Below are 26,024 nucleotides of genomic sequence, written 5' to 3'. Positions count from 1 at the left end.
CGACTCCAGGGACTGGCCGTCGCCGGATGTGAGGAAGGTCCCGGCGCGGTGGTGATCATGGCGGGCAGGACGGTACGGACGGAACAGGTCAGCGCGACCCGGCAGTTGATCCTGACCACCGCCGAGCGGCTGTTCGCCGAGCACGGGGTGTACGCGGTCTCCAACCGCCAGGTCAGCGAGGCCGCCGGGCAGGGCAACAACGCCGCGGTCGGCTACCACTTCGGCACCAAGTCCGACCTCGTCCGCGCCATCGCCCAGCGGCACTCCGAGCGGGTGGAGGAACTGCGCGCCCGGCAGCTGGCCGCCCTCGGTGACTCGACGGACCTGCGGGACTGGGTGGACTGCCTGGTGCGGCCGCAGTTCGACCATCTCGCGGCGCTGGGCAGCCCCACCTGGTACGCACGGTTCTGCGCCCAGGTCATGACCGATCCGGCGCTGCGGCAGATCATGGTCGAGGAGTCCCGCGCCTCGCCCTCCCTGCGGGAGATCATCCGGGGACGGGACCGGTGCATGCCCGCGCTGCCGGAAGAGGTCCGGGCCGAACGGGGCGACATGGCGCGCCATCTCATCGTGCACACGGCGGCCGAGCGGGAGCGCGCCCTGGCCGAAGGGCGTCCGACGCCGCGCGCGAGTTGGCAGGACGCCGCCGACGGGCTGGTCGACGCGATCGTGGGCATGTGGCTGGCGCCCGTCACTCCCCGGTTCGGGGTGTGACGGGCGCGTGGTGGGGGCCGATCGGCGGGCCGGGCGGCGCCCGAGCGCAGCGGTCCGGTACGGCTGGGTGCGGAAGCCGGGCTGGCCGCGATGGCCGTCACGCGGCGCCCGACCGGCCCGGCGCGGCTGCGCTTACTTGCGTTACGCAATGAGATGGTAAAGTGATCGTATGTCCCCATCGCCGCTCCCCGACGGTCCCGCGTCCCCGGAGGTGACCGAGATCGAGCGAGCGCTCACCCGGGTCACCTATCTGAGCACGCGACAGCGGCAGCACGACCGGCTGATGGCCCTCGCGGACGTGCCGCTCGACCGGGCCGCCGTGGCGCTGCTGCGCCAGGTGGCCGACTCCGAGCCGCTGCGCCCGGGGGAGTTGGCGGCCCGGCTGGGCGTGGAGGCCTCGCACGTCACGCGCACGGTGCAGCAGTTGCAGCGGACGGGGTACGCCAGCCGCGTCCCCGACCCCGACGACCGCCGAGCCCAGCGCATCGAGCTCACTGAGACGGGCCGTCAGGCCGTCGCACGCCTGCGCGAGGCCGGAGCCCGCGGCATGCAGCTGGCCCTGGCCGACTGGTCCCCCGAGGAGCTGCGCCAGCTCGCCACCCTCTTCCACCGCATGGTCGACGACTTCCTCGGCTACGCGGCGGACGAGGAGCCCGAGGTCCGGCCCACGGCGCCGGCGGGGGGGACCGTCTGACTGGACGCTCCGCCGTGCGGGCGCCCCACCGCGCGGCCGTGCCGCCGTACGCGAATCCGCCACCTCCCCTCACCTCCGGTTCCTTACCGTCGAGTAATGTCGCGCGGCAGGCCCCCAGAGGAGGAACCGTGTCCCGGTCCGAACGCTCACCCCTGCTGCTCGCCGGCCTGCTGGCCGCCGCGGGCATCGCCCACTTCGCCCGCCCCCGCACCTTCGACGCGATCGTGCCGCGCGGCCTGCCCGGCACGCCCCGGGTTTGGACGTACGCCAGTGGCGTCGCCGAGCTGGCGCTCGCCGCGGGCATCGCACTGCCGCGCACCCGCAAGGCCGCCGCGCTGACCACGGCCGCCTTCTTCGTCGGAGTCTTCCCGGCCAACGTCAAGATGGCCGTGGACTGGCGGCACCGCCCCGCACCGCAGAAGGCCGCCGCCTACGGCCGGCTCCCCGCGCAAGTGCCGCTCGTGCTGTGGGCCCGCGGCGTCGCCAAGGGCAGCGAGGGCCGGTCGTGAGCCCGGCCCCGGCCGTGGGTGACACGGTCGACGACTTCACGCTCCCGGACGAGACCGGCACCCCGCGCCGCCTGTCCGAGCTGCTCGCCGACGGCCCGGTCGTGCTGTTCTTCTACCCCGCCGCCCTGACCCCCGGCTGCACCGCGGAGGCCTGCCACTTCCGCGACCTCGCCGCCGAGTTCGCCGCGGTCGGAGCCCGCCCCGTCGGTGTCAGCGGGGACTCCGTCGCACGGCAGCAGGAGTTCACCGGGCGCCACACCCTCGGCATGCCGCTGCTGTCCGACGCCGACGGCGCGGTCCGCGAGCTGTTCGGAGTGAGACGCGGGTTCAGCCTGGCCCCCACCAAGCGGGTCACCTTCGTCATCGGGAAGGACCGCACCCTGCTCGAGGTCGTCCGCAGCGAGCTGAGGATGACCACGCACGCCGACCGCGCCCTGGCCGCCCTGCGCGCACACCAGGGGTAGCGATTCACTCTCGCTCCGTCGCGGTTGAAACCGTGCTGTAAAGGGTCAATCCTGGACGCTATGGAGCATCCCTCCGCTGTGGCGACCCTGGACACCCACGGCACGGTGACGGGGTGGAGCGAGGGCGCCCGGCGGCTGACCGGTCACCCGGCCGAGGAGACCGTGGGACGGGCCGCCCGGGAGCTGCTGGCCGAGGATGTGCCGGCGGACGCCCTGGCCACCCTGTCCGGCACCGTTCGGATGCGGCACCGGGACGGCACCCTCGTCGCGCTCCGCCTGCGGGCCCGCGCCCTGACGGGCGCCGACGGCGGGCCCGCCGGATACGCCGTCACCGTCGAACCGCCCGGCGGCGGGCGGACCTCGCCGGCGGAACTGGCCTTCGAGCAGGCGGCCATGTCGATGTCCGTCTTCGACACCCGCCAGCACTACCTGCGGCTCAACGAGGTGGCGTGTCAGGTGATGGGCGTGCCGGAAGAGGAGTTGACCGGCCGCCACTTCTCGGACTCCGTCGAGGACGCCGAGCACAGCCGGGGCTTCCTCCACCACCTGCGCCAGGTCGCCGAGACGGGCAGACCCGCGCGCTACGAGAGCTTCACGGGCGCGCCGGCCCTCAACCGCGACCACGCCTGGACCACCGAGATGTGGCCCGTGCGGGACGCCTCCGGCGAGCTGCTGGGGACCGCCCTGGCGGCCTTCGACAGCACCGAGCAGTACTGGGCGCGGGAGCGGCTGGTCCTGCTGAACAAGGCGGCGGCCGCCATCGGCACCACGCTGGACCTGGTGCGCACCGCCGAGGAGCTGGTCGAGGTGGTGGTGCCGCGGTTCGCCGACTTCGCCAGTGTCGACCTGCTCGAATGGGTCCTGGGCGCGGAGGAGTCGCCGACGGTGTTCAGCGAGGAGGTCGTGCTGCGCCGGGTCGCGCACGGCTCCGTCACCGAGGGCACCCCGGAGGCGGCCGTGCCCCTGGGGCAGGTGGATGTCCACCCCGCCCTCTCGCCGCCCGCCCGGGCGATGCGGGAGGGCCGGGTCCTCGTCAGCCAGGCGGGCGAGCCGTCGTTCGTGCACTGGGTCGCCGAGCGCAACGCGCGTGCTCCGGCGGGCCGCTCCTACCGTACGGGCGCCCACTCGATGATGGCGGTGCCCCTTCGGGCCCGCGGCATCACCCTGGGCGTCGCCGTGGCCGTGCGCAGGGAACAGCCGGACGAGTACGGCAGCGAGGACGCCGTGTTCGCCGAGGAACTCGCCAGCAGGGCCGCGGTCTGCATCGACAACGCCCGCCGCTTCGCCCGCGAGCGTGCCACCGCGCTGGCCCTCCAGCACAGCCTGCTGCCGAAGGGACTGCCCGGTCAGGCGGCGGTCGAGGTGGCCCACCGCTATCTGCCCTCCGTGTCGGCGGCCGGCATCGGCGGTGACTGGTTCGACGTGATCCCGCTGGCCGGCAGCCGTGTCGCGCTCGTCGTCGGCGACGTCGTCGGCCACGGCATCCCGTCCACGGCGACCATGGGACGGCTGTGCACCGCCGTCCGCACCCTCGCCGACGTCGACCTGCCCCCCGACGAACTCCTCACCCACCTCGACGACCTCGTCACCCACCTCGTGGCCGGCGACTCGGGCGACGAGGTCGCGGAACTGGGCGCCACCTGCCTCTACGCCGTCTACGACCCCGTCTCCCGCCGCCTGTCCCTGGCCGCGGCCGGCCACCCCGCGCCGGCCGTCGTCCTGCCCGACGGCACCGCGCGGCTCGTCCGCATGACCGCCGGGCCGCCGCTCGGTGTCGGCGGACTGCCGTTCGAGGCGGCCGAGCTGGAACTGCCCGAGGGCTCCGTCGTCGCCCTGTACACCGACGGCCTCGTCGAGGACCGCGACCGCGACGTCGACCACGCCACTTCGGAACTGTGCCGGGCGCTGACCGCCCCCGCCAACTCGCTCGACGTCCTGTGCGACACGGTGCTCAAGGCGGTCATGCCGGAGGAGCCCAGTGACGACGTGGCGCTGCTGCTGGCCCGTACCCGTGCGCTGGGCACGGACCAGATCCGCACCTGGGACGTCCACCCGGACCCCTCGCACGTGGCCGCCACCCGGCGGTCCGTCACCGAGCAGCTGACGGCGTGGGGACTGGACGAGGCCGCGTTCGTCACCGAACTGGTCGTCAGTGAACTCGTCACCAACGCGATCCGGTACGGCGAGCCGCCCATCCAACTGCGCCTCATCCGCGACGGCGCCCTCATCTGCGAGGTCTCCGACGGCAGCTCCACCTCGCCGCACCTGCGCCGGGCCCACGCCTACGACGAGGGCGGGCGGGGCCTGCTGCTGGTCGCCCAGCTCACCCAGCGCTGGGGCAGCCGGCAGACGGGCACCGGCAAGACCATCTGGGCCGAACAGACCCTGCCCGCAGACTGAACGACCCGCCGGAGCCGCACCCCGCCCGGCGCCGTCCCGTCCTACCCCTCGCGGTCCTCCGCGGCGACCCGAGCGAGCGTGCGGCCGGTCCGTGCGGACCGGGCGCGCCGAGGGTCCGGGGTACCGCCGTGCCCGCGGGACCCGCCGCCGGCCGTCTTCACGAGGAGCCACGCCTCCTCGTCGTCGCCCGCCTTCCCGCCGCGGAACCGGGTCAGCGCGTACTCGCCGCGCAGCTTCGCACCGTGCAGCCGGAACCTGGCGTGGCCGTGCGCGAGCGACTCCCCGAAGTCCACCGGACGTCCCCGGCGGTCGTGGCTCAGCGGCTCGTAGGTGCCGTGGTCCCAGACGATGACCGTGCCGCCCCCGTACTCGCCCGCGGGGATCACGCCCTCGAACTCCTCGTACTCCAGCGGATGGTCCTCCGTCGGCACGGCGAGCCGCTTGTCGCTCGGGTCCGCCGACGGCCCCTTCGGCACCGACCAGGACTTCAGCACGTCGGCCACCTGGAGGCGGAAGTCGAAGTGCAGGGTGCTGGCGTCGTGGATCTGCACGACGAAGCGGGGCGCCGCGCTCCCGACTCCGTCCGAGGACGCCCCGCGCCCCGCCGGCTCACCGGTCCGGCCGAAGTCACGCCTGCCGCGGTAGTCCCGCAGCCCGTTCCCCTCGCCCACCTGCGGCTCCTTCCCGGGAGATGTGCGCCGACCGGGACCGGGTACCCCGGTCAGAACTCCTCGTGCACCTCCGGGGCGCCGCCGATCCGCCGGTGCGCGCGGTCCGCGACCGTGTGCATCTGCCCGGCGTCCAGTTCGAAGCCGAAGACGTCGAGGTTCGCCCGCTGGCGCGCGGGGTCGGAGGACTTCGGGATGGGCACCGCGCCGAGCTGGGTGTGCCAGCGCAGGACCGCCTGGGCGGGCGTCACGCCGTGCGCGTCGGCGACCGCGACCAGGGCCGGATCGTCCAGCAGGTCGCTGCCGCGTCCCAGCGGGCTCCAGCTCTCGGTGCGGATGCCCTTGCGCTCGTGGAAGGCGCGCAGCTGGTCCTGCGGGAAGAGCGGGTGCAGCTCGATCTGGTTGACGGACGGCAGGACGCCGGTCTCCTTCTCCAGCCGTTCGATGTGCCCGGCCGTGAAGTTGGAGACGCCCACCGAGCGCACCAGGCCGTCCTCGCGCAGCTTGACCATGGCTTTCCAGGAGTCGACGTACTTGTCCACGCGGGGCAGCGGCCAGTGGATCAGGTACAGGTCGACGTAGTCGAGTCCGAGCCGGGCACGGGACTCCTCGAACGAGGCGAGGGTCTCCTCGTAGCCGTGGTGCCGGCCGGGCAGCTTGGTCGTCACCACGATCTCCTCGCGGGGTACCCCGCTGCCGGCCACGCCGCGGCCGACGCCGGTCTCGTTGCGGTAGTTCGTCGCCGTGTCGATCAGGCGGTAGCCCGTCTCCAGGGCCTCGCGGACCGCCCGCTCCGCCTCCTCGTCCGTCATCGGCCAGGTGCCCAGCCCCAGGGCGGGGAGCGGGGTGCCGTCGTTGAGCGTGTGCGTCGGGATGCTGATCACCGTGGGACCTTCCCTAGACCGTGTACGGCGGTGTGCCGCCCGTCCAGCGTCGCCCACGGGTCGAGTGGTGATCAACCGGACGGCGCGGGAGGGGGTCTGCCACGATCTCCGAGGGAGCCGGCACGCACGAACGAACGGCCAACGACCGACCGACCAACGGAGCGCGCATGACGACGGACAGGGCAACGGCGGAACGTACGGCGGCCGACGCCGCGGCGGCCGAGGCGGCCGGGATCGAGGTGAAACCGGTCGCCGGGCACATCGGCGCCGAGATCGCCGGCGTCGATCTGGCCGGCGGCCTCGACGCGGCACAGGTCGCGGCGGTCCGGGCGGCGGTGCTGCGCTGGAAGGTGGTGTTCTTCCGCGACCAGCGCCTCGACCACGCCGGACACGTGGCGTTCGCGCGCCTCTTCGGCGAGCCCGTCGTCCTGCCCCGGCGTGGCAAGGCCTCGCCGGCGGACTTCCCGGAGGTCGAGACGACCGCCGACCGGCTGGAGCTGGGCGGGCGGTTCGGGATGGAGCACGACGAGTGGCTGCGGCGCCGGCGCCACACGCTGCTGCGCGGCTGGCACTGCGACCACGGCGCCCGCGTCGACCCGCCGGCCGCCACGATCCTGCGCGCCGAGACGGTTCCGCCGTACGGCGGCGACACCACCTGGTCGAACCTCGCCGCCGCCTACGCCGGACTGTCCGCCCCGATGCGCGCCTTCGCCGACACACTGCGCGCCGAACACCGCCTCGGCGTCGGCTACCAGCCCCGGCCGGGCGACGACGCCTACGTCCGCCACCTGCTGGACCACCAGACCGCGACCGTGCACCCGCTGGTCCGCGTCCACCCCGAGACGGGGGAGCGGGTGCTGTTCGTCAACGGTTACTACGTCGAGCAGATCGCCGGGCTCTCCCGCCCCGAGAGCGCGGCGGTCCTGGAGCTGCTGGTGGAGCAGGCGACCCGGCCCGAGTACACCGTCCGCTTCCGCTGGGAGCCGGGCAGCGTCGCCTTCTGGGACAACCGGGCCACCATCCACCTCGCCCCGAGCGACAACGCCCACCTCGACCACCCCCGGACCATGCACCGCGTGATGCTCGCCGGCGACGTACCGGCCGGAGTCGACGGCACCCCCTCGGAAGCGATCACCGGCAGCGAGCCGGGACGCTGGTGAGCCGTCAGACGAGCGGGATCGTCACCTCGTCCTCGACCGGCGGGTCCAGCTCCTGCGCCCGGTTGCCCGTGGCGGCGTAACAGCGCAGCCGGACCGCGTCCGGGGCGACGTCCAGACGCAGGAAGCACTTGAAGAAGGGCGGGTCGTACGTCGCCGAACTCGGCGAGAACAGCTGCGTGTAGATCTTGCGCACGGGCAGCCGGAACCGCTTCCCGCGATCGGGCCGCCGTCCGGTGCCCAGCAGCCCGGCGACCAGCCTGGTGCGCCGGGTGACCCGCGCGGCCGTTCCCGGGGCGCGGGCCGGGCGGATGCCGAGGCGTTCGGTGATCACGGCCGTCGCCTCGGCCTCCGTGAGGGTGAAGAAGCGGCGCAGACGCAGCCGGCGGCCGTACAGCCGGCTGTAGAAGGCGAGGGAGTCGCCGCGCAGCGGATAGCAGCGGAAGTCCCGCTCGTCGACGCCGGCCACCGAAACACGGGGGATGGTGTGGGTGGCGTGCGTGAACGCCCCGCCGCCGCCCGCGACGACGTACTGGACGGTGCGGCCGTCCACGTCGACCGGATAGCGCTGGTAGTTGTGGATGTCGCCGCCTATCGCCGCGACGTAGTGGTGGCCGGGGTCGCGCACGAGGCCGTCGACCGTGCCGCCGCCCTCTATGGGGCACGGGTGGTGCTCGCCGTCCACGTACAGGGGCGAGCCGGTGACGAGGATCTTCGGCCGCGGGCCTCGGGACACCTCGCGCAGCCACGCGCCCTGTTCGGCGTCGACCGTGCCCAGCAGCCCCGTGTCGATGCCGATGATCCGTACCGGTCCGGCGTCGATCGCCCAGTACGGTCCGGGCTGGCCGGCCTGCTGCGCGGGTGCGGACCGCATCTTGCGCGCCTCGTCCAGGTGCCGGCCGTCGTCCGGACGCGGCCGGTGCCACAGCAGGGACCGCAGCCAGGCGGGAGTGAGGGGGCGCGGCGCGGGTTCGGGCGGCAGGGGCGGGGCGTCGTCGCAGAAGACGCGCATGAAGCCGCCGAGGTCCTCGTACCAGTCGTGGTTGCCCGGTATCGCGTATATGGGTGCCGGGTAGTCGCGGTACGGGCGGAAGAACTTCGTGCCGTAGTCGTCGGCACTGCCCACCGGGTAGATCACGTCGCTGGCGAGGACGGCGAACCGCGTGTCCTGACCTGCCTTCAGGAGGCCGGGGACGACGGCGTACTGCGGGTCGTCGCCCTCCCCGGTGTCGCCGATGACCAGGAAGGAGAACCGGTCCGGGTCATCGCGCCGGATCACCTTGTCGGCCGGCGCCCCGGCCGCCGTCCGTCGCGCCACCCAGCGGCCGCGGGTCCGGCCCGTGGGGTCCCCGAACAAGGAGGCCAGCACGCCGTTGCGCGCGGCCCACAGCGTTCTCGGACTCAGCCAGGACAGCTTCTCGGTGCGCTGCGGCATGAGTTCTCGGTAGGCGCCGCGCTCGGCGGAGCCCCAGCCGGCGCCTTCGGCGGTATCACGTGAGGAGTCAGACACCCGGGCACGGTAACAACGCCCGGGACGGGGCCCGACGAGGGGAGCCCCGTCAACTCCCGCCCCGGCACCGTCGTTTCGCAGCCCTCTGGGTCACAACGTCCGCTTCAGGAGGTCCAGCAGCGCCTCCCAGTGCCGCTCGGTCGCCTCCGGGTCGTACGCCGCGGTGTCGGCCTGCGTGTAGCCGTGGGGGGCGTCGCCGTACACCTCGCAGCGGTGCCGGACGCCTGCCGCGGTCAGGGCGGCCGCCAGGCGTTCCTGCTGCTCGGGCGGCATGGACCCGTCGTGGTCCGCGTGGCCGAAGTACAGCTCGGCGGTGATGTCCCCGGCCACCAGGTGCGGGCTCTGCGGCCCCTCGGTCGCCAGGTTCCCGCCGTGGAAGCCGGCCGCCGCGGCGACCCGGTCCGGATACGTGCCGGCCGTGCGCAGGGCCAGCGCGGCGCCCATGCAGTAGCCGGTCAGCGCGACCGGGCCGTCGGCCGCCGCCGGGCAGTCCGCGAGCCACCGCAGGTAGGCCCCGGCGTCCCGCATCGCCCGGTCGGGCGTCAGCGACCGCATGATCGGACCGAGGCGCTGGAAGATGTCCGGCCGAGCCCCCGGGTCGATGAACTCGGGCAGTTCCACGACCGGCGCCCGCCCGTGCCGGTAGAAGACATTGGGGACCAGGACCGTGTACCCGGCACCGGCCAGCCGGTCGGCCATGTTCCGCAGTCGCGGGCGCAGTCCGAAGGCGTCCATGTAGAGCAGGACCGCGGGACGTGGGTTCCCGTCGGCGGGATGCGCGAGGTAGGCGTCGGCGGTGCCCTCGTCGGTGGGGACGTCGACGGCTGTTCCCTGTACGGCGGTCATGGGGGACTGCCTTTCTGTCGTGCCTCGGTGCCCGACCCGCCGGTGTCACCGGCGGTTCATGGTCATCCTGGCACGTCGCTCCGGGGGAGCGCGGCGGTCCCCCGACGGTGAGCGGCCGGCTACTCGAACCTGGCTGTGTCGCCCGCGCCCCGCCGCACGATCTCCGCCTCACCGCCGGAGAAGTCGACGACCGTGGTCGGCTCGGTGCCGCAGTCCCCGGAGTCGATCACCGCGTCGAGTACGTGGTCGAGCCGGTCCTTGATCTCCCAGCCCTGGGTCATCGGCTCCTCCTCACCGGGCAGCAGCAGGGTGCTGGACAGCAGCGGTTCACCGAGTTCGGTGAGCAGGGACTGGGTGACGACGTGGTCCGGGATGCGCACCCCCACGGTCTTCTTCTTCGGATGCTGGAGCATGCGCGGCACCTCCCTCGTCGCCGGCAGGATGAAGGTGTAACTCCCGGGCGTCGACGCCTTGATCGCCCGGAACACGTCGTTGTCGATCTGCACGAACTGACCGAGCTGCGCGAAGTCCTGGCACACCAGGGTGAAGTGGTGCCGGCTGTCCAGTTGCCGGATCGACCGGATGCGGTCGATGCCGTCGCGGCTGCCCAGTCGGCAGCCCAGCGCGTAGCAGGAGTCCGTCGGATACGCGATCAGCGCCCCAGAGCGGACGCTGTCGGCGACCTGGGTGATGCTGCGCGGCTGGGGGTTGTCGGGGTGCACGTCGAAGTACTTCGCCATTCACCGAGCTTATGCCCGCCGGCGCGCGCCGGGCCGACAGGCCTGGTCGGCGGCCCGGTTGTCGTCCGTTCCCGGATCGTCGCCTCCGCCGGAAGCGCCGTGCGCGCTCAGCCATGGGGTAACGTCCCCGACCTGGGCCGAGGGTCAAGGCGAGGGCGAGGAGAAGGCCGACGTGGCGGGCCGAGAGGACGGGGCACGGCAGCGGAGAGCCGGGGCCGGTGAACACGCGGACTGGGCGGCGGAACTGCTCGACCATCTGCGGCCGGCCGGACGCGACGTGCGCAGGGTCGTGACCTGGCTCGCCCGGGCCGCGCACGCCGCCGTGTCCCTGCAGGACGGTGCCGGCCGCCTGCTGGCCGGTACCCGCACCCCGCTGGACGAGGACCTGGTCGCCGACATCACCTCCGGCCGGATCGCCTCCGCCGCCCTGGAGGACCGGGGGCGTCATCTGCGGCTCGTCCGCGTGGAGCGGGTCCACCCGGCGTCGGCCGCCGTCCTCGCGGTGGCGCGCGAGGCCCCCTTCGACCGGCGGGTCTCCGACATCGTCACGCACACCGCCCAGGTCGTGGAGCTGCTGCTGGCCGGCCACGAGTCGACCGCCGCCGGACACCGGCTGCGCAGGGCCACCTCCGACCTGCGCCTGGCCATCCTGCAACTGCTGATGGTGGAGGACACCGTCTCCGCCCGCCGCGTGGCCGCCGGACTCTGGCCGGGCCTCCTCGACACCGACGAGGCGTGTGTCTACGTGGTGGAGAGCAGCCCCGAGGAGCGCGACCGACTCGCCGAGGAGTGCCTGTCGGCTACGGGCGAACGGGCGCTCGTCGTACGATGCCCGGCCATGGACGGGCACGTGATCGTCCTCACGCCCCGCGAGGCGGCCGGTCAGGAGCTGCGCTCGCTCGTCGGCGGTCTCCCCGGCGTCTTCCTCGGCGGCAGCGCCCGGCAGAACCTCGCCCGCACCGCCACCGCGTACGGCCAGGCCGTGAGCGCCCTGGCCGTCGCCCGGTTCCGCCCGGACAAGGCGGCCGTGTACGCCGAGCGGACCCACCCGGAGCGCCTGATGGACCCGGCGGCGCTGCACGGCTGGACGCTCCACCTGCTGCGCCCGCTCGACGTCCTGCCGCACCACACCCGTGCCGAACTCCTCGCCACCACGCGGCTCGGCCTGGAGTTCACCGCCGTCAACACGGCGAAGGTCCTCGGCGTCAGCCGTAACACGGTCCGCGCCCGCATGGACCGGGTCGAGGGACTGCTGCGGACGGACTTCGCCGACCTGACCGTCCGCGCCACCGTCCACCTCGCCCTGAACGCCCAGGCCGGCCTCGCCCAGCACCCCGACGGCACCGAACGGCCCGGCCCCGCCCGTCTCACCGACCTGCTGGCCGGGCCCGCGCTGCGCACCTGGGCCGGCGACCTGCTCGGCCGCCTGGAACCGGACCCCCGGGACCTGCGGCGCACGCTGCGCACCTGGATCGCCGTCGGGGGCAACGCCGAGCGGGCCGCGCGGACGCTCGGCGTGCACGCCCAGACCGTGCGCGAGCACGTCCGCAGCGCCGAGCCCGTTCTGGAACGCCAGTTGCTCGCCGCGGGCAGCGACCTGTACGAGGTCGTGCTCGCCCATCTGGCGGCGGGCGACCTCGACCACCCACCCCTGCGTGGGACGAAACCGGACCATCCGGACTCACCTGTGCACGAGTGAGCCCCCGCGACCCGGCAGCGGGCATCGACGCGATTCACAACGGCCGAGCCGTCCACGTAGGTTCGACGGGCCGAGGGGGCACGACCGGAACGGGGGACCGGTCGCGCCTCCTCCGCCCTTTCTCCGCCCGGGCGGGGGACCGGCTCAGCCGCGCAGCCGTACCGGGATCTCCCGCCAGCCGAAGGCGATGAACGACGGCACCTGCCGCAGCTCCCGCGGGTCCACGGCCAGGCGCAGCTCCGGAAACCTCTCGAACAGGGCGGGCAGCGCCGTCAGGGCCTCCGCACGGGCCAGCGGAGCGCCGACGCACCGGTGCACTCCGACGCCGAACGCCAGGTGGTCGTCGGCACCGCGCGCCGCGTCGAAGGCGTCCGCGTCCGGACCGTAGCGCGCGGGATCGTGCCCGGCGGCGGCGTACGTCGTGACGATGGCGTCGCCGGCCGGGACGGTGACCCCGCCGACCGTGATGTCGGTGACGGCGAACCGCAGCGGCAGCGACGCGATCGACGGGTGCACCCGCAGCGTCTCGTCGACGACGGCGTCCCAGCCGATCCGCCCGGAGCGTACGGCCGCCAGCTGGCCGGGGTGCGTCAGCAGGGCGACGACCGCGTTCCCGATGAGGTTCACGGTGGTCTCGAAACCGGCCCCGATGACCAGCAGCAGCGTGTGGAGCAGTTCCTCGCCGGTGAGCCGGTCGCCGTCCTCGTCGCGGACCCGGATCAACTCGGTGGTGAGGTCGTCGCCGGGGTGCTCGCTCCGGTGGGCGACGAGCGCGGGCAGCACCGTGCCGATCTGCCGCTGCACGGACGCGGCGTGTTCGGGGCTCGGGTCGGAGGTGTCCATGAGGGCCGCGATGAGCCGCCCCGTGTCCTGCCGCAGTTCCTCGGGCACACCGAACAGCTCGCAGATCATCCGCATCGGCAGCGGGTGCGCGAACCGCTCCCGCAGCTCGGCCGCGGCACCCTCGGACGCGTCGAGCGAGTCGAGCGAGTCGAGCAACTCGGCGGTGATCGCCGCCACCCGGGGGCGCATCGCCTCGGTGCGCCGGTGGGTGAAACTCGGCGCCACCAGCCTGCGCAGCCGGGTGTGGTCGGGGCCGTAGGTGGACAGCATGTTGACCACGCCCACCCAGCCCAGGATCCAGCGCCAGGCGGGGCGCTCGCCGATCTCGGGCCACAGCCGCCAGTGCAGCCGCGGATCCTTGCTCACCCTGGGGTCGAGGATCAGCTCCCGGAGCGTGTCGTGGCCGGTGGGCGCCCACGCCGGAATGCCGCCGGGCAGCTCCACGGGAACCATCGGCCCGAGGGCGCGCAGGCGGGCGCTCTCCCCGGGGATGTCGGCGCCGAACGGGTCGAGGGCGATGCGGTCGGTCACGGTCACGACGTATCTCCTCCGGACGGCGGATCGGGCCGATCCGTTCAGGGACTGTACTTCGCCGCGACCGCAAAGACCGGGCGGGGGCGACGAGTTGGCGCATTCGTCGCCCCTGCCCGGCCGACGGGAAGGGGCGGGCGGTCAGCCGTGGGGCAGGATCACCGCACGGCCGTTGACCTTCCCCTCGTGGAGCCGCTCGTAGGCGAGCGGGGCATCGTCGAGGGAGTACGTCTCGGTGTGCACCGACACGGCGCCCGAGCGGGCCAGGTTCAGCACCTCGATGAGTTCGCTGCGGGTTCCCCAGTAGGGGGCGTTCACCGACACCTCGAAGGGCAGCAGGCCGAACCCGACGGGGAGCGACCCGCCGCCGATGCCGACCAGCGTGACGTCGCCCTCGACGGCGGCCACGGCGCCCGCGGTCCGCACGGTCGGCGCCACGCCGACGAAGTCGAACACGGCCTGGGCCCCGAGACCGCCGGTGAGTTCGCGCACCGCGTCCGCGGCCTTCGCGTCCGAGAGCACCGCCTCGTGCGCGCCCACCTCACGGGCGAGGCGCAGCTTGTCCTCGCTGACGTCGAGGGCGACGACCCGGGCGGACGTCAGGGCGCGCAGCAGCTGGATGGCGACGTGGCCGAGGCCGCCGGTACCGATGACGACGGCGGTCGACCCGGGGACCAGCTTGGGCAGCGACCGCTTGATGGCGTGGTACGGCGTCAGCCCCGCGTCCGTCAGCGGTACCGCCGCGACGGGGTCGAGCCCGTCCAGCGGGACCAGGTGCCGGGGGTCGTCGATGAGCAGGTACTCGGCCATCGAGCCCGGACGCCCGAGCCCGGGCGGGTGGATGCCCAGCTGGTCGGCGCGCAGGCAGTAGTTCTCCTTGCCCTCGGCGCACTTGGCGCAGGTGCCGCAGCCCCAGGGGCCGTACACGGCGACCGCGTCGCCCTCGGCGAGGCCCCTCACCCCGGCGCCCAGCGCCGCCACCGTGCCGACGCCCTCGTGGCCGAGGGTGAGGGGCAGCTCGTAGGGGAAGCCCTCGGCGGGCCAGCTCATCACCGCGATGTCGGAGTGGCAGACGCCGGCGGCGGTGACCTTCAACAGCACCTGGCCGGGGCCGGGCTCCGGGTCGGGGATCGTGACCACCTCGGGCGGCGCCCCGATGCTGCGGTACTGCAGTGCCTTCATGGCTGAACTCCTTTGTGTTTCCCCCGGTCGGCCCCCCTGCTGTGCGGCCGGTCTCAGACGGCGGTGTAGGCGCCGTCGACCAGGTGGTAGCTGCCGGCGACGAAGGACGCCCGGTCCGACAGCAGGAAGGCGATCAGCTCGGCGACCTCCTCGGAGCGTCCGAGACGGCCGGCCGGGTGCAGGGCGACCAGGCCGTTGTGGGCGGCCTCGTCCATGGCCTTCAGCAGCGGGGTGTCGATGAAGCCGGGGCCGACCGCGTTGACCCGGATGCCCTTGGCCGCGTACTCGGCCGCGGCCGACTTGGTCAGCCCGACGACGCCGTGCTTGGCGGCGACGTAGGCGGGCGAGCCGGCGAAGCCGACCGAGCCGAGGATGGAGGCGACGTTGACGATGGCGCCGCCCTCGCCGGTGGCCTCGATGGCGGGCAGCTCGTGGCGCATCGAGTAGAAGACGCCGTCGAGGTTGGTGCGGACGACCCGGTCGTAGGCCTCGATGTCGTACTCGCCGGTCGGGGCGCTCGGGCCGCCGATTCCCGCGTTGTTCACGGCGAGGTCCAGGCCGCCGAAGGTGTCGACGGCGAACCTCACCGCGGCCTCGACGGACTTAGGACGGGTCACGTCCAGCTCGACCGCGGCGGCCTTGACGCCCTCCGCCACCAGCTCGGCGGCGGCCTTCTCGGCGCCCTCGGCGTTGTGGTCGGCGACGACGACGCTCGCGCCGCCGGCGCCGAGGCGTCGGGCGGTGGCCAGGCCGATGCCGGAGGCGGCGCCGGTGACGAGGGCGGTGCGGCCGGCGAACTCGGCGGCGTGGCCGGCGACGGGGGTGGTGGCGTGGGTGGTGCCCGTGCTCCCGGTGGTGGTGCTCATGGTGCTCTCACTCTTCGGTGGTGCTGTCGGGGGTCGCGGCCGCGGCCTCCGAGGTCAGGGCGTCGTAGGCCCGCTCCACGAGGGCGGCGAGGTCTGCGGCTCCCGCGTCCCGGTCGCCGCCGCGTGCCCACAGGCGCAGGGCGGCGATCAGGACTCCGGCGGCGGCGTCCACGAGGGCGGCCGGGCGCACGTCCCGGGCTTCGTCGGTGCCGAGCCGGTCGGCGACGATGCGGATCGACTCCTCCTGGGCGTCGACCCGGATGCGCTGGTAGGCGGCGAACAGGTCGGGCTCGCTGTCGGCGAGGGCCAGCAGCCGGCGCATCCGCGGACGCACATGCCAGGCCGGGTCGTCCCGGTCGGCCAGCCAGTCGCGCACGGCCCTGCGATAGGCGAGCAGGGGCGGCTCGATGGCGGGGCGGGACCGCAGCAGCGCGTTGATGCGGTCGCCGTCCCGGCGGACGAAGTCGAGGGCGGCGTCCTCCTTGCCGGCGAAGTACCGGCTGAACGTGCGGCGCGTGACGTCCGCGCGCTCGGCGATGGCCTCCACCGTGGTCGCCGCGGACCCGCGCTCCAGGATCAGGTCGCAGGCGGCGGTGGCCAGCGCGTCGCGGGTCTGCCGCGCCTTGCGCTGCCGCCGGTCCTCGGGGGTGGGGGAGGGCTTCGTCGCCGTCATGTCTCCGAGAATACACCCGAAAATGTCCCACTGGGACACATGACCCAATGGGACATGAGTATGGGTCCGAGTAGGGGTCCGAGTCCGTGCCCGCGAAGGCCGTGTGCCCCATGGCGCCCCGGGTACCCGGCCCGCACTTCGGATCGAACACCCCAAAGAGGAGGCCCGCATGACCAGCGGCACGGAGACCGGCGGCGTGACCGGCACGCAGGACAAGGACTACAACCTGATCTGGTACGTCGAGTCGTGCCTGAACAACGCGCTGCGCCTGGAGACGTACATCCAGGACGCGGAGCGCAACAAGGACACCGAGGTCGCGGAGCTGTTCCGCAAGGCGCAGTCGGACAGCCGCAAGGGCGCCGAACTGGGCAAGGGGCTGCTGCGCGCGCGGCTGAACGGCGGCTGAACGCGGCCCGTCCGCGAGGACCCGGACGCCCTGCGGCACGGGCTTCCGGGTCCTCGGCGTGAAATACGGGAAATCACGGGAAATACGTGAAAATCAGTATGTGTCGGATGACGCACGCGGGGTACCCGGGGCGCCCATGTGCGCGGCCGACGGCCGCCTCGCAGCTCAGGGCCGCGTCCGAGGCCGGCCACGAGTCGAAGGAGCCCACGAACATGACGGACGTATCGAGCCAGGGACCCGTCCCGGGCGACGACCGCAAGGTGCTCACCAACCGGCAGGGGCACCCCGTCTACGACAACCAGAACCAGCGCACCGTCGGCGCCCGCGGCCCCGCCACGCTGGAGAACTACCAGTTCCTGGAGAAGATCAGCCACTTCGACCGCGAGCGCATCCCCGAGCGCGTCGTGCACGCCCGCGGGGTGACCGCGTACGGCTACTTCGAGGCGTACGGCGCCTGGGGCGACGAGCCGATCGAGCGCTACACCCGGGCCAAGCTGTTCCAGGAGCGGGGCAAGCGCACCGACCTGGCCGTCCGGTTCTCCACCGTCATCGGCGGACGCGACTCGGCCGAGACGGCCCGCGACCCCCGCGGCTTCGCGGTGAAGTTCTACACCGAGGACGGCAACTGGGACCTGGTCGGCAACAACCTGGCCGTCTTCTTCATCCGCGACGCGATCAAGTTCCCGGACGTCATCCACGCCCTCAAGCCCGACCCGGTGACCTTCGAGCAGCAGCCGCGGCGCATCTTCGACTTCATGTCGCAGACGCCGGAGTGCATGCACATGCTGGTCAACCTGTTCAGCCCGCGCGGCATCCCGGCGGACTACCGCCACCAGCAGGGCTTCGGCGTCAACACCTACAAGTGGGTCAACGCGGCCGGCGAGACGAAGCTCGTGAAGTACCACTGGATGCCCAAGCAGGGCGTCCGCAGTATGACCGAGGAGGACGCCGCCAACGTCCAGGCCCAGAACCTCGGCCACGCCACCAAGGACCTCTATGACGCGGTGACCCGCGGCGAGTACCCCGAGTGGGAGCTGCTCGTCCAGATGATGGACGACCACGACCACCCGGAGCTCGACTTCGACCCGCTCGACGACACCAAGACCTGGCCCGAGCAGGAGTTCCCGGCCAAGCCGGTCGGCCGGATGGTGCTCGACCGGATGCCGGAGAACTACTTCGCCGAGAACGAGCAGATCTCCTTCGGCACCGGCGTCCTCGTCGACGGGCTGGACTTCTCCGACGACAAGATGCTGGTCGGCCGCACCTTCTCCTACAGCGACACCCAGCGTTACCGGGTCGGCCCCAACTACCTCCAGCTGCCCGTCAACCAGGCCAAGAACGCCGACGTGCGCACCAACCAGCGCGACGGCCTGATGGCTTACCACCAGGACGGCGGCGGCGAGAACCCGATCGTCAACTACGAACCGTCGATCACCGGCGGCCTGCGCGAGGGGGAGTACCCCACGCACGACGAGCAGGGACCGGAGATCCAGGGGCGGCTCACCCGCAAGCGCATCCCGCGCACCAACGACTACATGCAGGCCGGACAGCGCTACCTGCTGCTGGAGGAGTGGGAGCGCGACGACCTCGTGGCGAACTTCGTCAACCTGCTCTCCCAGTGCGACCGGCCGGTGCAGGAACGCATGGTGTGGCACTTCCTGCTGGTCGAGAACGACCTCGGCCTGCGGGTCGGCGAGGGGATCGGCATCAGCCCGCAGGACGTGTCGGATCTGAAGCCGCTGGCCAGTCAGGACCTCACCGACGAGGACCGCGAGCGGCTGGCCAACCTCGGCAAGAACCCGCCGCGTGACGTCGCGGGGCTGACGATGACCCACTGCGTCCCCAACGAGCGGCACGTCGTGACGCGCTGACGCTCAGCCGGAGCGCCGTAGTGCCGCCCGGGCCGCCGTGACGGCCTGCTCGGCGTAGCCGCGCCCGAAGAGTACGGCGTGCACCAGCAGCGGGAAGAGCTGGTGCACGCCGACGCGGCCGGCCCAGCCGTCGGCGAGCGGCGCGGTCTCCCGGTAGCCGTCCAGGATCCGGTCCAGGTGCGGGCAGCCGAAGAGGCACAGCATCGCCAGGTCGGTCTCCCGGTGCCCGCCGTGCGCGGCCGGGTCGATCAGATGGGCCCGCCCGTCGGCACCCCACAGCACGTTGCCGTTCCACAGGTCGCCGTGCAGCCGGGCGGGCGGCTCCGCGGGCCCCGCCAGCTCGGGCAGCCGCTCGCAGACCCGCTCGACATCGGCCGCCTCGGCCTGCCGGAGGGTGCCGGCGTCGACCGCGCGGCGCAGATACGGCAGCACCCGGTGCTCCGCGTACCAGGTCGGCCAGTCGTCCCCGATGACGTTGCGCATCGGGGCGAGGCCGATGTACGCGTCCTCGGGCCCGCCGGGCGGCGCGGCACCGAATCCCGGAGCCCCGGCGGCGTGCAGCGCGGCCAGGTCCCGGCCGAACCGCACCGCCGCCCGGTCACTCGCCCGCCCCCGCGCCACCCGGTCGGTGACCAGCCAGCGCTCGCCTTCGCCGCGCACCGCCGGGACCCGCACCGTGCGGGCGTCGGCCAGCCAGCGCAGCCCGGCGGCCTCGGCCCGCGCCGCTCCCGCCCCGTCACCGCGTTTGACCATCACCGTGTGTCCGTCGTCAAGGGTGACTTCGGTGAGCGACCCGGACAGCGGGCGCTCACCGGTCACCGACCTGCCGGTGAAGCGGGCCGCGGCGACCGAGGGCGAGGTGGTGGAACACATGGCAACCAGCCTAGGAGCCCAGGACCGGGCTGCGGCCGACCCGGTGAAAAACGCCCGGTACGCCTATCGAAGACCCCGGGCGCGGGGGAGAAGTGGGACTATGACCAGTTCAGCGTTCCATCGCACCATCACCTTGCCCGCCCCCGTGTGCGAGCAGGCCGCACAGCACCTCGAGCACGCCGTCCAGAAGGCCATCGACGGTGCGGCGACCCCCTGGCGCGCGTTCCGCGGGGCCGACGGCGACGACTTCGCGTTCTCCGTCCCGGTCGTCGAGCAGGCCGCGGGCTGCCTCCTGGTGCTGGCCGCCGAGAGCGCCCAGAGCCTGCGCCCCTCCGCCCTGCGCGCCCTGATCACCGTCGCCCTCCATCTGCGGGACGCCGCCGAGGCGGTCCGCCGGCCCGTGCTCACCAGCGGGGCCTGGTGAGCACGGGCCCGCTCCCGCCGGGCCGGAAAAACACCGCGCTCCTCGCCTGAGCGTGTGCTTGGCTCTGCGGCATGGAGTACTCCCGCTTCCTCGACTGTCTCGCGGCCGACTACGACCGGCTGCGGGCCGTCGTCGAGACCGGCGCCGACGCACCGGTACCCACCTGCCCCGGCTGGACCGTCGCCGATCTGACCCGCCACGTCGGCGAGGTCTACCTGCACAAGACCGTCGCCATGCGGGAGGGCGTCGAGCCCGAGCCGTGGCCGCCGGAGGAGTTCGCCGAGGAGGAGCCGACGGCGCTGCTCGACCGTGGGTACACCGCACTGCGCGCCGAGTTCGCCACCCGTGCTCCCGAGGACCCCGCCGCCACCTGGTACGGCCCCGACCAGAGCGTCGGCTTCTGGATCCGGCGGATGGCGCAGGAGACCGTCATCCACCGCATCGACGCCGAACTGGGCAGCGGGCAGGCTGTCGCGCCGGTCCCGGCCGATCTCGCCGTGGACGGGATCGACGAACTGCTCAAGGTCTTCGCCGCGTACTCCGTCGTCGAGTGGGGCGAGTACTTCACCGACATCCTGGCCGACACGCCGGGGCACACGTTCCTGGTGCGGGCCGGTGACGCGGCGTGGCGGGTGCGGACCGCACCGGGGGAGTTCGCCGTGACGGACGGCGCCGGCGACGGCACGGCCGACGTGACGTTCAGTGGCACCCCGGAGGCCGTGCTGCGCCGGCTGTGGAACCGGGAGAGCGCCGACGGGGACACCGGGGTGACGGTCGAGGGCGACCCGGAGGCGGTCGAGGAGCTGCGGCGCTGCATCGTCGTGGCGGCCGAGTGACCGGACGCTCGGCATGGGCCGACGCCGCCGGTGTCACGTGTCGATGAGGCGGGGCGGGGTTGACGCCGTGCGCCCCCGCCCTTCGGCCTGCTCTTGATGTGTCCGAGGCCACGCCGCCGACGAGAGCCGGGCCATGTTCCGCGCCGGGGGCTCCGGGCTACGGTTTTCGCGGACCCCGTGTCCTCCACGACGACCAGACTCCCTGTCCCACGACGAGCAGTTCGGACGGCCCGGCAGTGCACGCAGATCTCTCCCCCGTCATCGCGGCGACCGCCCAGTGGCTCACCTGCGCCTACCCGGCGTCCGGCGGCGCGCTGGCCCGCGCCCTGTGTGAGGCGCAGGCGCGGCAGGCGGTGACGGTCGCGGCCCGGCTGCGCTATCCGACCCCGATGGACGTCGCGCTGCTGGGCGTGGCGGGACCCGGAGGCTCCGCCCGGCTCGACTGGATCACCGGCGCGGACGGTACGGCGGCCCCCGACCTGGACGGGGACGCCTGGCGGACCTGGGTGGACGAGGTCGTCGCGAGCTGGGCGGCCTGCCTGCTGACCGACCCGGAACTGGCTGCCCTGGCCGTGGCGGCGCTGGCGGACGGCGACGGCGGCCCCGTGGCGGGTATGCCGTCCGGTACGCCGGTCGAGTTCCGCCGCCTGCTCGCGCCCGACGAGCGGGACCGGCGCGCGGCGACGCTCCTGCGCCACCCCGACCTCGCCGCGCCCGTCGCCGCACTGCACCATGCCCAGCTCGTCGCCCGACTGGATCCCGGGCGGGCGCTCGTCGCCTGATCCGGGTGCCTGCGGTGGCCTGTGCGGGTGCGGGTGCGGGTGCGGTGCCTGCGGCGGCCTGTGCGGGTTGGGTGGGGGTGCGGGTAGCGCGTTCTGTTTTGTTGTGGGTCGGGACGTGCCGGGGGGTGTCCGTCCTCGGAACGGCGCGGAATCGGTCGGCCGCGGAAGTGCCGGTGTTGACGCGCCAACCGCTGCGGGCGGACCCCCCCGACACGTCCCTTCGCGCCGTACGCGGCTCTCCGTCCCGCGGCGCCGCTGGGGCGGCACGGGTGGGCGCGGCGGCACCCCGTAGCGCCGGGCCGCGCACCCACCCCCGCCCCGAGTCGTGCCCCGCTCAGTCAGGCGGCCGTCCCCAGCGCCGTCTGCCCGGGCACATCGGCGTCTCCGGCCCGCACCGCCACCGGGGCCGTGATCCGGCGCTCCCGGAGGAGGTGCCCGGCGCCGATGCTGCCGGCGATGATCAGCCCGCCCGCGATGAGCGCGCCGCGTGCGCCGGCCAGCTCCATCAGCAGGCCGAGGGCGGGTGGGCCGCCGAGGCTCCACACCGTGCCGATGCTGCCCCACACCCCGAGCACCCGGCCCCGCATGTGAGCGGGCGGATCGGTCTGGAGCACCGCCGTGCCCGCGGTGTCGGAGACGGACTCCACCACGGCCATCGGCAGGACCATCACCAGGAGGACGGCCAGGGATGGTGACAGGCCGGCCACCACCTGCAGCAGGCCGCCCACCGCCGCCAGCGCGCCCACGATCCGCACGGAGGGCCGGCGCAGCCGGGCGCCCAGGACGGCGCCGACGATGCCGCCGACGGCCAGCACCGTGGAGACCGTGCCGAACGACCCGGCGCCGCCCGCGAGCGGCCCGGTGACCAGGACGGCCAGGGTGAGCTGGTAGTTGCGGCCGAAGACCGCGCTGACCCCGGTGACGCCGGCCAGCGCCAGCAGGCGGGGACGGCGTGCGAAGAAGGCCAGCCCCTCGCGCACGGTCATGGTGTCCGCGTCACCGCCGCGCTTGACCGCCCCGGTGTGCTTGACCGCCCCGCGCGCCGGACGCAGGAAGGGGATGACCGAGGCCACGAACAGGAACGACAACCCGTTGGCGGCGTAGGCGGCGGCCGTGCCGAGGAAACCGACCGTCACCCCGGCCAGCGCGGCCCCCGTGAGGCGGCCGGCCTGGTGCACCAGCGCGCCCACGCCGATCGCGGAGGGGACGTCCTGGGGCGGGACGAGGTCGTTGCCCAGCAGCGAACACGCCGGGCCGTCGACGGTGGCGATGATCCCGGTGACGGCGGCCAGCAGCATCAGGGAGGTCACGTCGAGTCGGTCCAGCGCCACCATGAGCGCCGTCACGAACGCGACCGTGCCGAGCAGCGCCTGGCTGACCGCGGCGGTCAGCTTCCGCGGCCAGCGGTCGACGGCCGCTCCCCCGAAGACGCTGATCAGGAGCGCGGGCGCGGCCTGGACGGACATCGACAGACCCGTCGCGGCGGCGGACCCGGTGATCTGCAGGACCAGCAGGTTCTGCACCGTGAGCTGCATCCACGTACCGGCGTTCGACACGAAGTTCGCGACCGACCACCAGCGCATGCTGGGGTATCTCAGGGACCGCCACGGCGAACGGGACGGTGCGGAGGTGGGGGCAGGGGAAGAAGACACAGTGCGCCACTCGAAGACGAGTCGTGAGACCCGGAAGGGAAAGGGACGGGAGCGAGAAGGCCGGCTGCGTTGCGCGGCCACTCCACTGAGCCGGATGACGGCGCCGACCATCGTGGCAGAAGGGACCGGCGAGTCATCGCCGGTCCCCGCCCCGAGTCACGGTCGGATGGGTCAAATTCCTTTTCCGTTAACTCACTTGGTGATTCGAGTGGGTTTGATCACAGGTCTTGGTGGCCCATGGTCCGGGCCTGTGGCCGTGACGGTGGACACAGCGGCCGGGCTGGTACGGCAGGGGCGCAGTAGACGTCAGAGCATGAAAGCGACTCGGTGGGGCACCCGGGGCTCGCTCCGTCAGCGTTTCGCAGAGGAAGAAAGGTCGTCCTCATGATGCCGATGGCGGCGTTCAACCCGCGGGCAGGGGCCCGCCCGCCCTGGGACCATGTCCTGGTGACCGGTGGCGCGGGGTTCCTCGGTTCACATCTGTGCACCCGCCTGCTCGATTCAGGTGTCGAAGTCGACTGCCTGGACGATCTCTCCACGGGGCGGGCGGAAAAGGTGGCCCACCTCGCCGGCCGGCCAGGCTTCCGCTTCCTGGAACGCGACATCTCCGAACCCGGCTGCTCGGACGCCCTCGTCGGCCCCTACGACCTGGTCCTGCACCTGGCGGGCCCCGCGTCCCCGGCCGCCTGGCCGGACCGGCCCGTGGAGGTCCTGGACGCCGCCAGCCTCGGCACCCGCGCCGCGCTGGCCGTCGCCGACCGGGACGGTGCCCGGTTTCTGCTCGCCTCATCGCCGCCGGTGCTGCCCGCCGCGCCGCCCGACGCCGACCCGGTCGGTCCGCACAGCGCCTGTGCCGAGGCCGTCCGGTTCTCGGAGGCTCTGGTCGCCGCGCACGCGGGCGCCCATGGCTCGAACGCCGGCATCGTCCGGCTGTTCACCGGCTACGGACCCGGTATGCGCACGGACGCCGGTGGAACCCCGGCCGGCTTCATCGAGCAGGCCCTCGCCGGCCGGCCCGTCACCGTCACCGGGGACGGCAGCCGGAAGCACCCCCTGTGCTACGTCGACGACATGGTCGACGGCGTGCTGCTGGTCGCGGCCGGCCGCTCGGTGCGGCCCGTTGACATCGGCGGCGACGAGGAGCCCACCGCCGTCGAGATCGCCCGCCTGGTGATCGACCTGACCGGCTCCGACTCGCCGCTGTCGTTCGTCGACGGGACGGGTGACCGGCCTGCCGAGCCCCGGCCGGTCACCGGCTTCGCCCGCGAGATCTTCGGCTGGCTGCCGAGCGTGACCTGGCAGGACGGCCTGGAACGTACCGTCGCCTCGCTCCGCGGCCTGCCCGAGACGATCCCGACGACGGCGGCGTCCGGGCGGGCGGGGGAGTGGTGGGCGTGAACGCCGTGTGAGGGCCCGTCGCCATGGCGACGGGCCCTCACACGGGTTTGCGGACGGGCGCGCTCAGTCGGGCTTGCCCCGCCCCGACATCGCGTCCCGCACCCGGTCGACCATTCCCGCACCGGGCGCCAGGAGCTTGTTCATCGGGGGCTTGTCCGGCGCGGACGGGTGCGGACGTGTCGGCGCCGTCTTCTTCGCCTGTCGGACCTTGTCGCCCAACTGGTTCAGCGCGTCCGCGGGGCAGGCCTCGCGGAGCCTCGGGAAGAGGTTGCCCTCCTCGTCGGCGACGTGCTCACGGATCTCGCTCATCAGCTTGCCGATCAACCGGTCGAACTCGGCGTCGTCCGCCGCGCAGCCCTCCAGGTCCTTCATGATCTGCTCGGCCTCGGCGTGATCCTCGAGTTCCTTGTCCGCGAGGGCACCTCCGTTCGCCACGTGCTCACGGACGGCCGGGTAGAGATACGCCTCTTCCGCCACCGAATGCCGGATCAGCTCGATGGTGGCCTGATCGGCGTACAGCTTGCGGTCCTTGTGACCGGACGGCAGCGCCTCGATCTTGCCGAAGAGCTCCTCGACCTCACGGTGATCGGTCGTCAGCTCGTCGATGACGTTTCCTCCGTGTCCCATGTTTCACCTCCAGCAGGTCGTGGCGGTTACGGGACCGACCCGCCACGGACGTCGGGTCCCCCCACACTCAGTGGGCTAACGCCCGGTTCACCGGCGGGCTCAGACGCCCAGCTTGGCCCGGACACCGCCCGCCGTCGCCGCGGGACGTGCCGCGGCCCGGACCGAACGGTGCACCAAATGGGCGTCGTGCCGCAGGTCTTGAGCTGCGTGACGCCCGCGCCACAGCAGCGAGGGGGCGCTGCCGGTGTCGTCGGCCGCGATCAGCAGCCCGCCCATCATGGACAGGTTCTTCAGGAAGTGGATGCGCTGCTGGGCGCGGTCGGACGGGTCCTCCGCCTCCCAGTAGCGGTGCGCCGCCAGCGTGGTGGGGACCAGCGTCACCGCGAGGGCCAGCGCGGCCAGCCGCGGACAGCGGCCGAGCCCGAGCAGGACCCCGCCCACCACCTGGACGGCGCCGTTGAGCCGTACGAGTTGTTCGGTGCCGTCCGGCAGCACCGCCACGCGGTCGGCCACCGGCCGCACGATCGGCTCCGCCGCCGGGGCCACGTCCTCGGGCCGGCGCAGGGCGTGCAGACCGCCCGCGACGAACATCGAGGCGAGCATCGGGCGGCCGGCCATACGCAGAAGACTCATGACGCTCTCTCGCTTCTTCCATGGGTGTCGAGGTTGCCGAGGGTGTGATGCCTACAGGGATCATCAGGTGCCCGGACCCGGCGGCGCCATTCGGCGTCCGGCGCGGTACCCGCGCTCGCCGGCACCGCGCCGCGCGGGCTCC

The 26,024-nt window shown here is 73.4% G+C and carries 26 protein-coding genes; 13 read left to right on the top strand and 13 right to left on the bottom strand.

The window, feature by feature from the left end:
- Positions 1–57 precede the first annotated feature (57 nt).
- The 5 genes from ACFW48_RS26005 to ACFW48_RS25985 all read left to right on the top strand — a co-directional run bounded on the left by ACFW48_RS26005 (position 58) and on the right by ACFW48_RS25985 (position 4,781).
- Entirely contained in the window at positions 58–714 is a 657-nt protein-coding gene (locus ACFW48_RS26005; protein WP_386318398.1) for a TetR/AcrR family transcriptional regulator, read from the top strand.
- 169 nt (positions 715–883) lie between these two features.
- Complete coding sequence (locus ACFW48_RS26000) at positions 884–1,408, top strand: MarR family winged helix-turn-helix transcriptional regulator (protein ID WP_386318362.1); 525 nt, start codon at positions 884–886, stop codon at positions 1,406–1,408.
- 128 nt (positions 1,409–1,536) lie between these two features.
- Positions 1,537–1,917 carry a DoxX family protein gene (locus tag ACFW48_RS25995; RefSeq protein ID WP_386318360.1) on the top strand — a complete coding sequence of 127 codons (381 nt, stop codon included), beginning with the start codon at positions 1,537–1,539 and terminating at the stop codon, positions 1,915–1,917.
- On the top strand, positions 1,914–2,381 hold the full coding sequence (locus ACFW48_RS25990) for a peroxiredoxin (protein ID WP_386318358.1): 468 nt from the start codon (positions 1,914–1,916) through the stop codon (positions 2,379–2,381). The genes ACFW48_RS25995 and ACFW48_RS25990 overlap by 4 nt, the downstream gene beginning before the upstream one ends.
- A gap of 60 nt (positions 2,382–2,441) precedes the next feature.
- Complete coding sequence (locus ACFW48_RS25985) at positions 2,442–4,781, top strand: SpoIIE family protein phosphatase (protein ID WP_386318356.1); 2,340 nt, start codon at positions 2,442–2,444, stop codon at positions 4,779–4,781.
- Between the two features lie 41 nt (positions 4,782–4,822).
- On the opposite strand, the gene ACFW48_RS25980 is transcribed toward ACFW48_RS25985, so the two are convergent.
- The gene (locus ACFW48_RS25980; protein WP_386318354.1) at positions 4,823–5,452 is read right to left on the bottom strand and encodes a DNA polymerase ligase N-terminal domain-containing protein; all 630 of its coding nucleotides are present in this window, start codon (positions 5,450–5,452) and stop codon (positions 4,823–4,825) included.
- Positions 5,453–5,502: 50 nt separating this feature from the next.
- Positions 5,503–6,333 (bottom strand): aldo/keto reductase, encoded by an 831-nt coding sequence (locus ACFW48_RS25975; protein ID WP_386318352.1) that lies wholly within the window; start codon positions 6,331–6,333, stop codon positions 5,503–5,505.
- 167 nt (positions 6,334–6,500) lie between these two features.
- Here ACFW48_RS25975 and ACFW48_RS25970 point away from each other — a divergent pair, with 167 nt between their 5' ends.
- A complete protein-coding gene (locus ACFW48_RS25970) occupies positions 6,501–7,493 on the top strand; it encodes a TauD/TfdA dioxygenase family protein (RefSeq protein WP_386318350.1) in 993 nt (330 codons plus the stop codon).
- Between the two features lie 4 nt (positions 7,494–7,497).
- Here ACFW48_RS25970 and ACFW48_RS25965 read toward each other — a convergent pair whose 3' ends face one another.
- The 3 genes from ACFW48_RS25965 to ACFW48_RS25955 form a co-directional block, all read right to left on the bottom strand.
- On the bottom strand, positions 7,498–9,000 hold the full coding sequence (locus ACFW48_RS25965; protein WP_386318348.1) for a metallophosphoesterase family protein: 1,503 nt from the start codon (positions 8,998–9,000) through the stop codon (positions 7,498–7,500).
- Between the two features lie 90 nt (positions 9,001–9,090).
- Positions 9,091–9,846, bottom strand: coding sequence for a dienelactone hydrolase family protein (locus tag ACFW48_RS25960; RefSeq protein WP_386318346.1), 756 nt, complete (start codon positions 9,844–9,846; stop codon positions 9,091–9,093).
- Between the two features lie 119 nt (positions 9,847–9,965).
- Positions 9,966–10,586 carry an L-threonylcarbamoyladenylate synthase gene (locus ACFW48_RS25955; protein ID WP_193776685.1) on the bottom strand — a complete coding sequence of 207 codons (621 nt, stop codon included), beginning with the start codon at positions 10,584–10,586 and terminating at the stop codon, positions 9,966–9,968.
- 172 nt (positions 10,587–10,758) lie between these two features.
- Here ACFW48_RS25955 and ACFW48_RS25950 point away from each other — a divergent pair, with 172 nt between their 5' ends.
- Complete coding sequence (locus ACFW48_RS25950) at positions 10,759–12,285, top strand: helix-turn-helix domain-containing protein (protein ID WP_386318344.1); 1,527 nt, start codon at positions 10,759–10,761, stop codon at positions 12,283–12,285.
- A 144-nt stretch (positions 12,286–12,429) separates the two neighbouring features.
- Here the strand turns inward: ACFW48_RS25950 and ACFW48_RS25945 are convergent, their stop codons facing one another.
- From ACFW48_RS25945 to ACFW48_RS25930, 4 genes are all read right to left on the bottom strand, one after another.
- Positions 12,430–13,665, bottom strand: a complete 1,236-nt coding sequence (locus ACFW48_RS25945; protein ID WP_386318342.1) for a cytochrome P450 — start codon at positions 13,663–13,665, stop codon at positions 12,430–12,432.
- Between the two features lie 135 nt (positions 13,666–13,800).
- Positions 13,801–14,841, bottom strand: a complete 1,041-nt coding sequence (locus ACFW48_RS25940) for an NAD(P)-dependent alcohol dehydrogenase (RefSeq protein ID WP_386318340.1) — start codon at positions 14,839–14,841, stop codon at positions 13,801–13,803.
- Positions 14,842–14,894: 53 nt separating this feature from the next.
- Positions 14,895–15,707 carry an SDR family NAD(P)-dependent oxidoreductase gene (locus tag ACFW48_RS25935; protein WP_386318338.1) on the bottom strand — a complete coding sequence of 271 codons (813 nt, stop codon included), beginning with the start codon at positions 15,705–15,707 and terminating at the stop codon, positions 14,895–14,897.
- A 7-nt stretch (positions 15,708–15,714) separates the two neighbouring features.
- Positions 15,715–16,380, bottom strand: coding sequence for a TetR family transcriptional regulator (locus ACFW48_RS25930; protein ID WP_386318336.1), 666 nt, complete (start codon positions 16,378–16,380; stop codon positions 15,715–15,717).
- A gap of 169 nt (positions 16,381–16,549) precedes the next feature.
- Between ACFW48_RS25930 and ACFW48_RS25925 the strand changes: the two genes are divergently transcribed.
- Both ACFW48_RS25925 and ACFW48_RS25920 read left to right on the top strand, forming a co-directional pair.
- On the top strand, positions 16,550–16,786 hold the full coding sequence (locus tag ACFW48_RS25925; RefSeq protein WP_310874995.1) for a hypothetical protein: 237 nt from the start codon (positions 16,550–16,552) through the stop codon (positions 16,784–16,786).
- A 212-nt stretch (positions 16,787–16,998) separates the two neighbouring features.
- On the top strand, positions 16,999–18,657 hold the full coding sequence (locus ACFW48_RS25920) for a catalase (protein ID WP_386318334.1): 1,659 nt from the start codon (positions 16,999–17,001) through the stop codon (positions 18,655–18,657).
- A gap of 3 nt (positions 18,658–18,660) precedes the next feature.
- Here ACFW48_RS25920 and ACFW48_RS25915 read toward each other — a convergent pair whose 3' ends face one another.
- The gene (locus ACFW48_RS25915; protein WP_386318332.1) at positions 18,661–19,530 is read right to left on the bottom strand and encodes a fructosamine kinase family protein; all 870 of its coding nucleotides are present in this window, start codon (positions 19,528–19,530) and stop codon (positions 18,661–18,663) included.
- A gap of 100 nt (positions 19,531–19,630) precedes the next feature.
- Between ACFW48_RS25915 and ACFW48_RS25910 the strand changes: the two genes are divergently transcribed.
- The 3 genes from ACFW48_RS25910 to ACFW48_RS25900 all read left to right on the top strand — a co-directional run bounded on the left by ACFW48_RS25910 (position 19,631) and on the right by ACFW48_RS25900 (position 21,572).
- Positions 19,631–19,954, top strand: coding sequence for a hypothetical protein (locus ACFW48_RS25910; protein ID WP_210961187.1), 324 nt, complete (start codon positions 19,631–19,633; stop codon positions 19,952–19,954).
- A gap of 71 nt (positions 19,955–20,025) precedes the next feature.
- Positions 20,026–20,790, top strand: coding sequence for a maleylpyruvate isomerase family mycothiol-dependent enzyme (locus ACFW48_RS25905; protein WP_386318330.1), 765 nt, complete (start codon positions 20,026–20,028; stop codon positions 20,788–20,790).
- Between the two features lie 236 nt (positions 20,791–21,026).
- On the top strand, positions 21,027–21,572 hold the full coding sequence (locus ACFW48_RS25900; RefSeq protein WP_386318328.1) for a hypothetical protein: 546 nt from the start codon (positions 21,027–21,029) through the stop codon (positions 21,570–21,572).
- 338 nt (positions 21,573–21,910) lie between these two features.
- Here the strand turns inward: ACFW48_RS25900 and ACFW48_RS25895 are convergent, their stop codons facing one another.
- Positions 21,911–23,155 carry an MFS transporter gene (locus ACFW48_RS25895; RefSeq protein ID WP_386318326.1) on the bottom strand — a complete coding sequence of 415 codons (1,245 nt, stop codon included), beginning with the start codon at positions 23,153–23,155 and terminating at the stop codon, positions 21,911–21,913.
- A 453-nt stretch (positions 23,156–23,608) separates the two neighbouring features.
- Between ACFW48_RS25895 and ACFW48_RS25890 the strand changes: the two genes are divergently transcribed.
- Entirely contained in the window at positions 23,609–24,622 is a 1,014-nt protein-coding gene (locus ACFW48_RS25890) for an NAD-dependent epimerase/dehydratase family protein (RefSeq protein ID WP_386318324.1), read from the top strand.
- A 63-nt stretch (positions 24,623–24,685) separates the two neighbouring features.
- Here ACFW48_RS25890 and ACFW48_RS25885 read toward each other — a convergent pair whose 3' ends face one another.
- Both ACFW48_RS25885 and ACFW48_RS25880 read right to left on the bottom strand, forming a co-directional pair.
- Positions 24,686–25,249 (bottom strand): hemerythrin domain-containing protein, encoded by a 564-nt coding sequence (locus ACFW48_RS25885; protein ID WP_386318322.1) that lies wholly within the window; start codon positions 25,247–25,249, stop codon positions 24,686–24,688.
- Between the two features lie 99 nt (positions 25,250–25,348).
- Complete coding sequence (locus ACFW48_RS25880; protein WP_386318320.1) at positions 25,349–25,882, bottom strand: DoxX family membrane protein; 534 nt, start codon at positions 25,880–25,882, stop codon at positions 25,349–25,351.
- Between the last annotated feature and the right edge of the window lie 142 nt (positions 25,883–26,024).

The organism is Streptomyces sp. NPDC058812 (assembly GCF_042744565.1).
GTDB lineage: Bacteria > Actinomycetota > Actinomycetes > Streptomycetales > Streptomycetaceae > Streptomyces > Streptomyces thinghirensis.
Note: the sequence above shows the minus strand (reverse complement) of the source record. Positions and strands in the feature narration are given on the sequence as shown.

Bases quoted from the DNA above. Each gene is read 5' to 3' on its own strand.
- ACFW48_RS25880 (WP_386318320.1), bottom strand. From the start codon at position 25,882: ATGAGTCTTCTGCGTATGGCCGGCCGCCCGATGCTCGCCTCGATGTTC.
- ACFW48_RS25955 (WP_193776685.1), bottom strand. From the start codon at position 10,586: ATGGCGAAGTACTTCGACGTGCACCCCGACAACCCCCAGCCGCGCAGC.
- ACFW48_RS25915 (WP_386318332.1), bottom strand. From the start codon at position 19,530: ATGTGTTCCACCACCTCGCCCTCGGTCGCCGCGGCCCGCTTCACCGGC.
- ACFW48_RS25910 (WP_210961187.1), top strand. From the start codon at position 19,631: ATGACCAGTTCAGCGTTCCATCGCACCATCACCTTGCCCGCCCCCGTG.
- ACFW48_RS25985 (WP_386318356.1), top strand. From the start codon at position 2,442: ATGGAGCATCCCTCCGCTGTGGCGACCCTGGACACCCACGGCACGGTG.
- ACFW48_RS25930 (WP_386318336.1), bottom strand. From the start codon at position 16,380: ATGACGGCGACGAAGCCCTCCCCCACCCCCGAGGACCGGCGGCAGCGC.
- ACFW48_RS25895 (WP_386318326.1), bottom strand. From the start codon at position 23,155: ATGCGCTGGTGGTCGGTCGCGAACTTCGTGTCGAACGCCGGTACGTGG.
- ACFW48_RS25935 (WP_386318338.1), bottom strand. From the start codon at position 15,707: ATGAGCACCACCACCGGGAGCACGGGCACCACCCACGCCACCACCCCC.
- ACFW48_RS26000 (WP_386318362.1), top strand. From the start codon at position 884: ATGTCCCCATCGCCGCTCCCCGACGGTCCCGCGTCCCCGGAGGTGACC.
- ACFW48_RS25920 (WP_386318334.1), top strand. From the start codon at position 16,999: ATGACGGACGTATCGAGCCAGGGACCCGTCCCGGGCGACGACCGCAAG.
- ACFW48_RS25940 (WP_386318340.1), bottom strand. From the start codon at position 14,841: ATGAAGGCACTGCAGTACCGCAGCATCGGGGCGCCGCCCGAGGTGGTC.
- ACFW48_RS25885 (WP_386318322.1), bottom strand. From the start codon at position 25,249: ATGGGACACGGAGGAAACGTCATCGACGAGCTGACGACCGATCACCGT.
- ACFW48_RS25970 (WP_386318350.1), top strand. From the start codon at position 6,501: ATGACGACGGACAGGGCAACGGCGGAACGTACGGCGGCCGACGCCGCG.
- ACFW48_RS25925 (WP_310874995.1), top strand. From the start codon at position 16,550: ATGACCAGCGGCACGGAGACCGGCGGCGTGACCGGCACGCAGGACAAG.
- ACFW48_RS26005 (WP_386318398.1), top strand. From the start codon at position 58: ATGGCGGGCAGGACGGTACGGACGGAACAGGTCAGCGCGACCCGGCAG.
- ACFW48_RS25905 (WP_386318330.1), top strand. From the start codon at position 20,026: ATGGAGTACTCCCGCTTCCTCGACTGTCTCGCGGCCGACTACGACCGG.
- ACFW48_RS25960 (WP_386318346.1), bottom strand. From the start codon at position 9,846: ATGACCGCCGTACAGGGAACAGCCGTCGACGTCCCCACCGACGAGGGC.
- ACFW48_RS25890 (WP_386318324.1), top strand. From the start codon at position 23,609: ATGATGCCGATGGCGGCGTTCAACCCGCGGGCAGGGGCCCGCCCGCCC.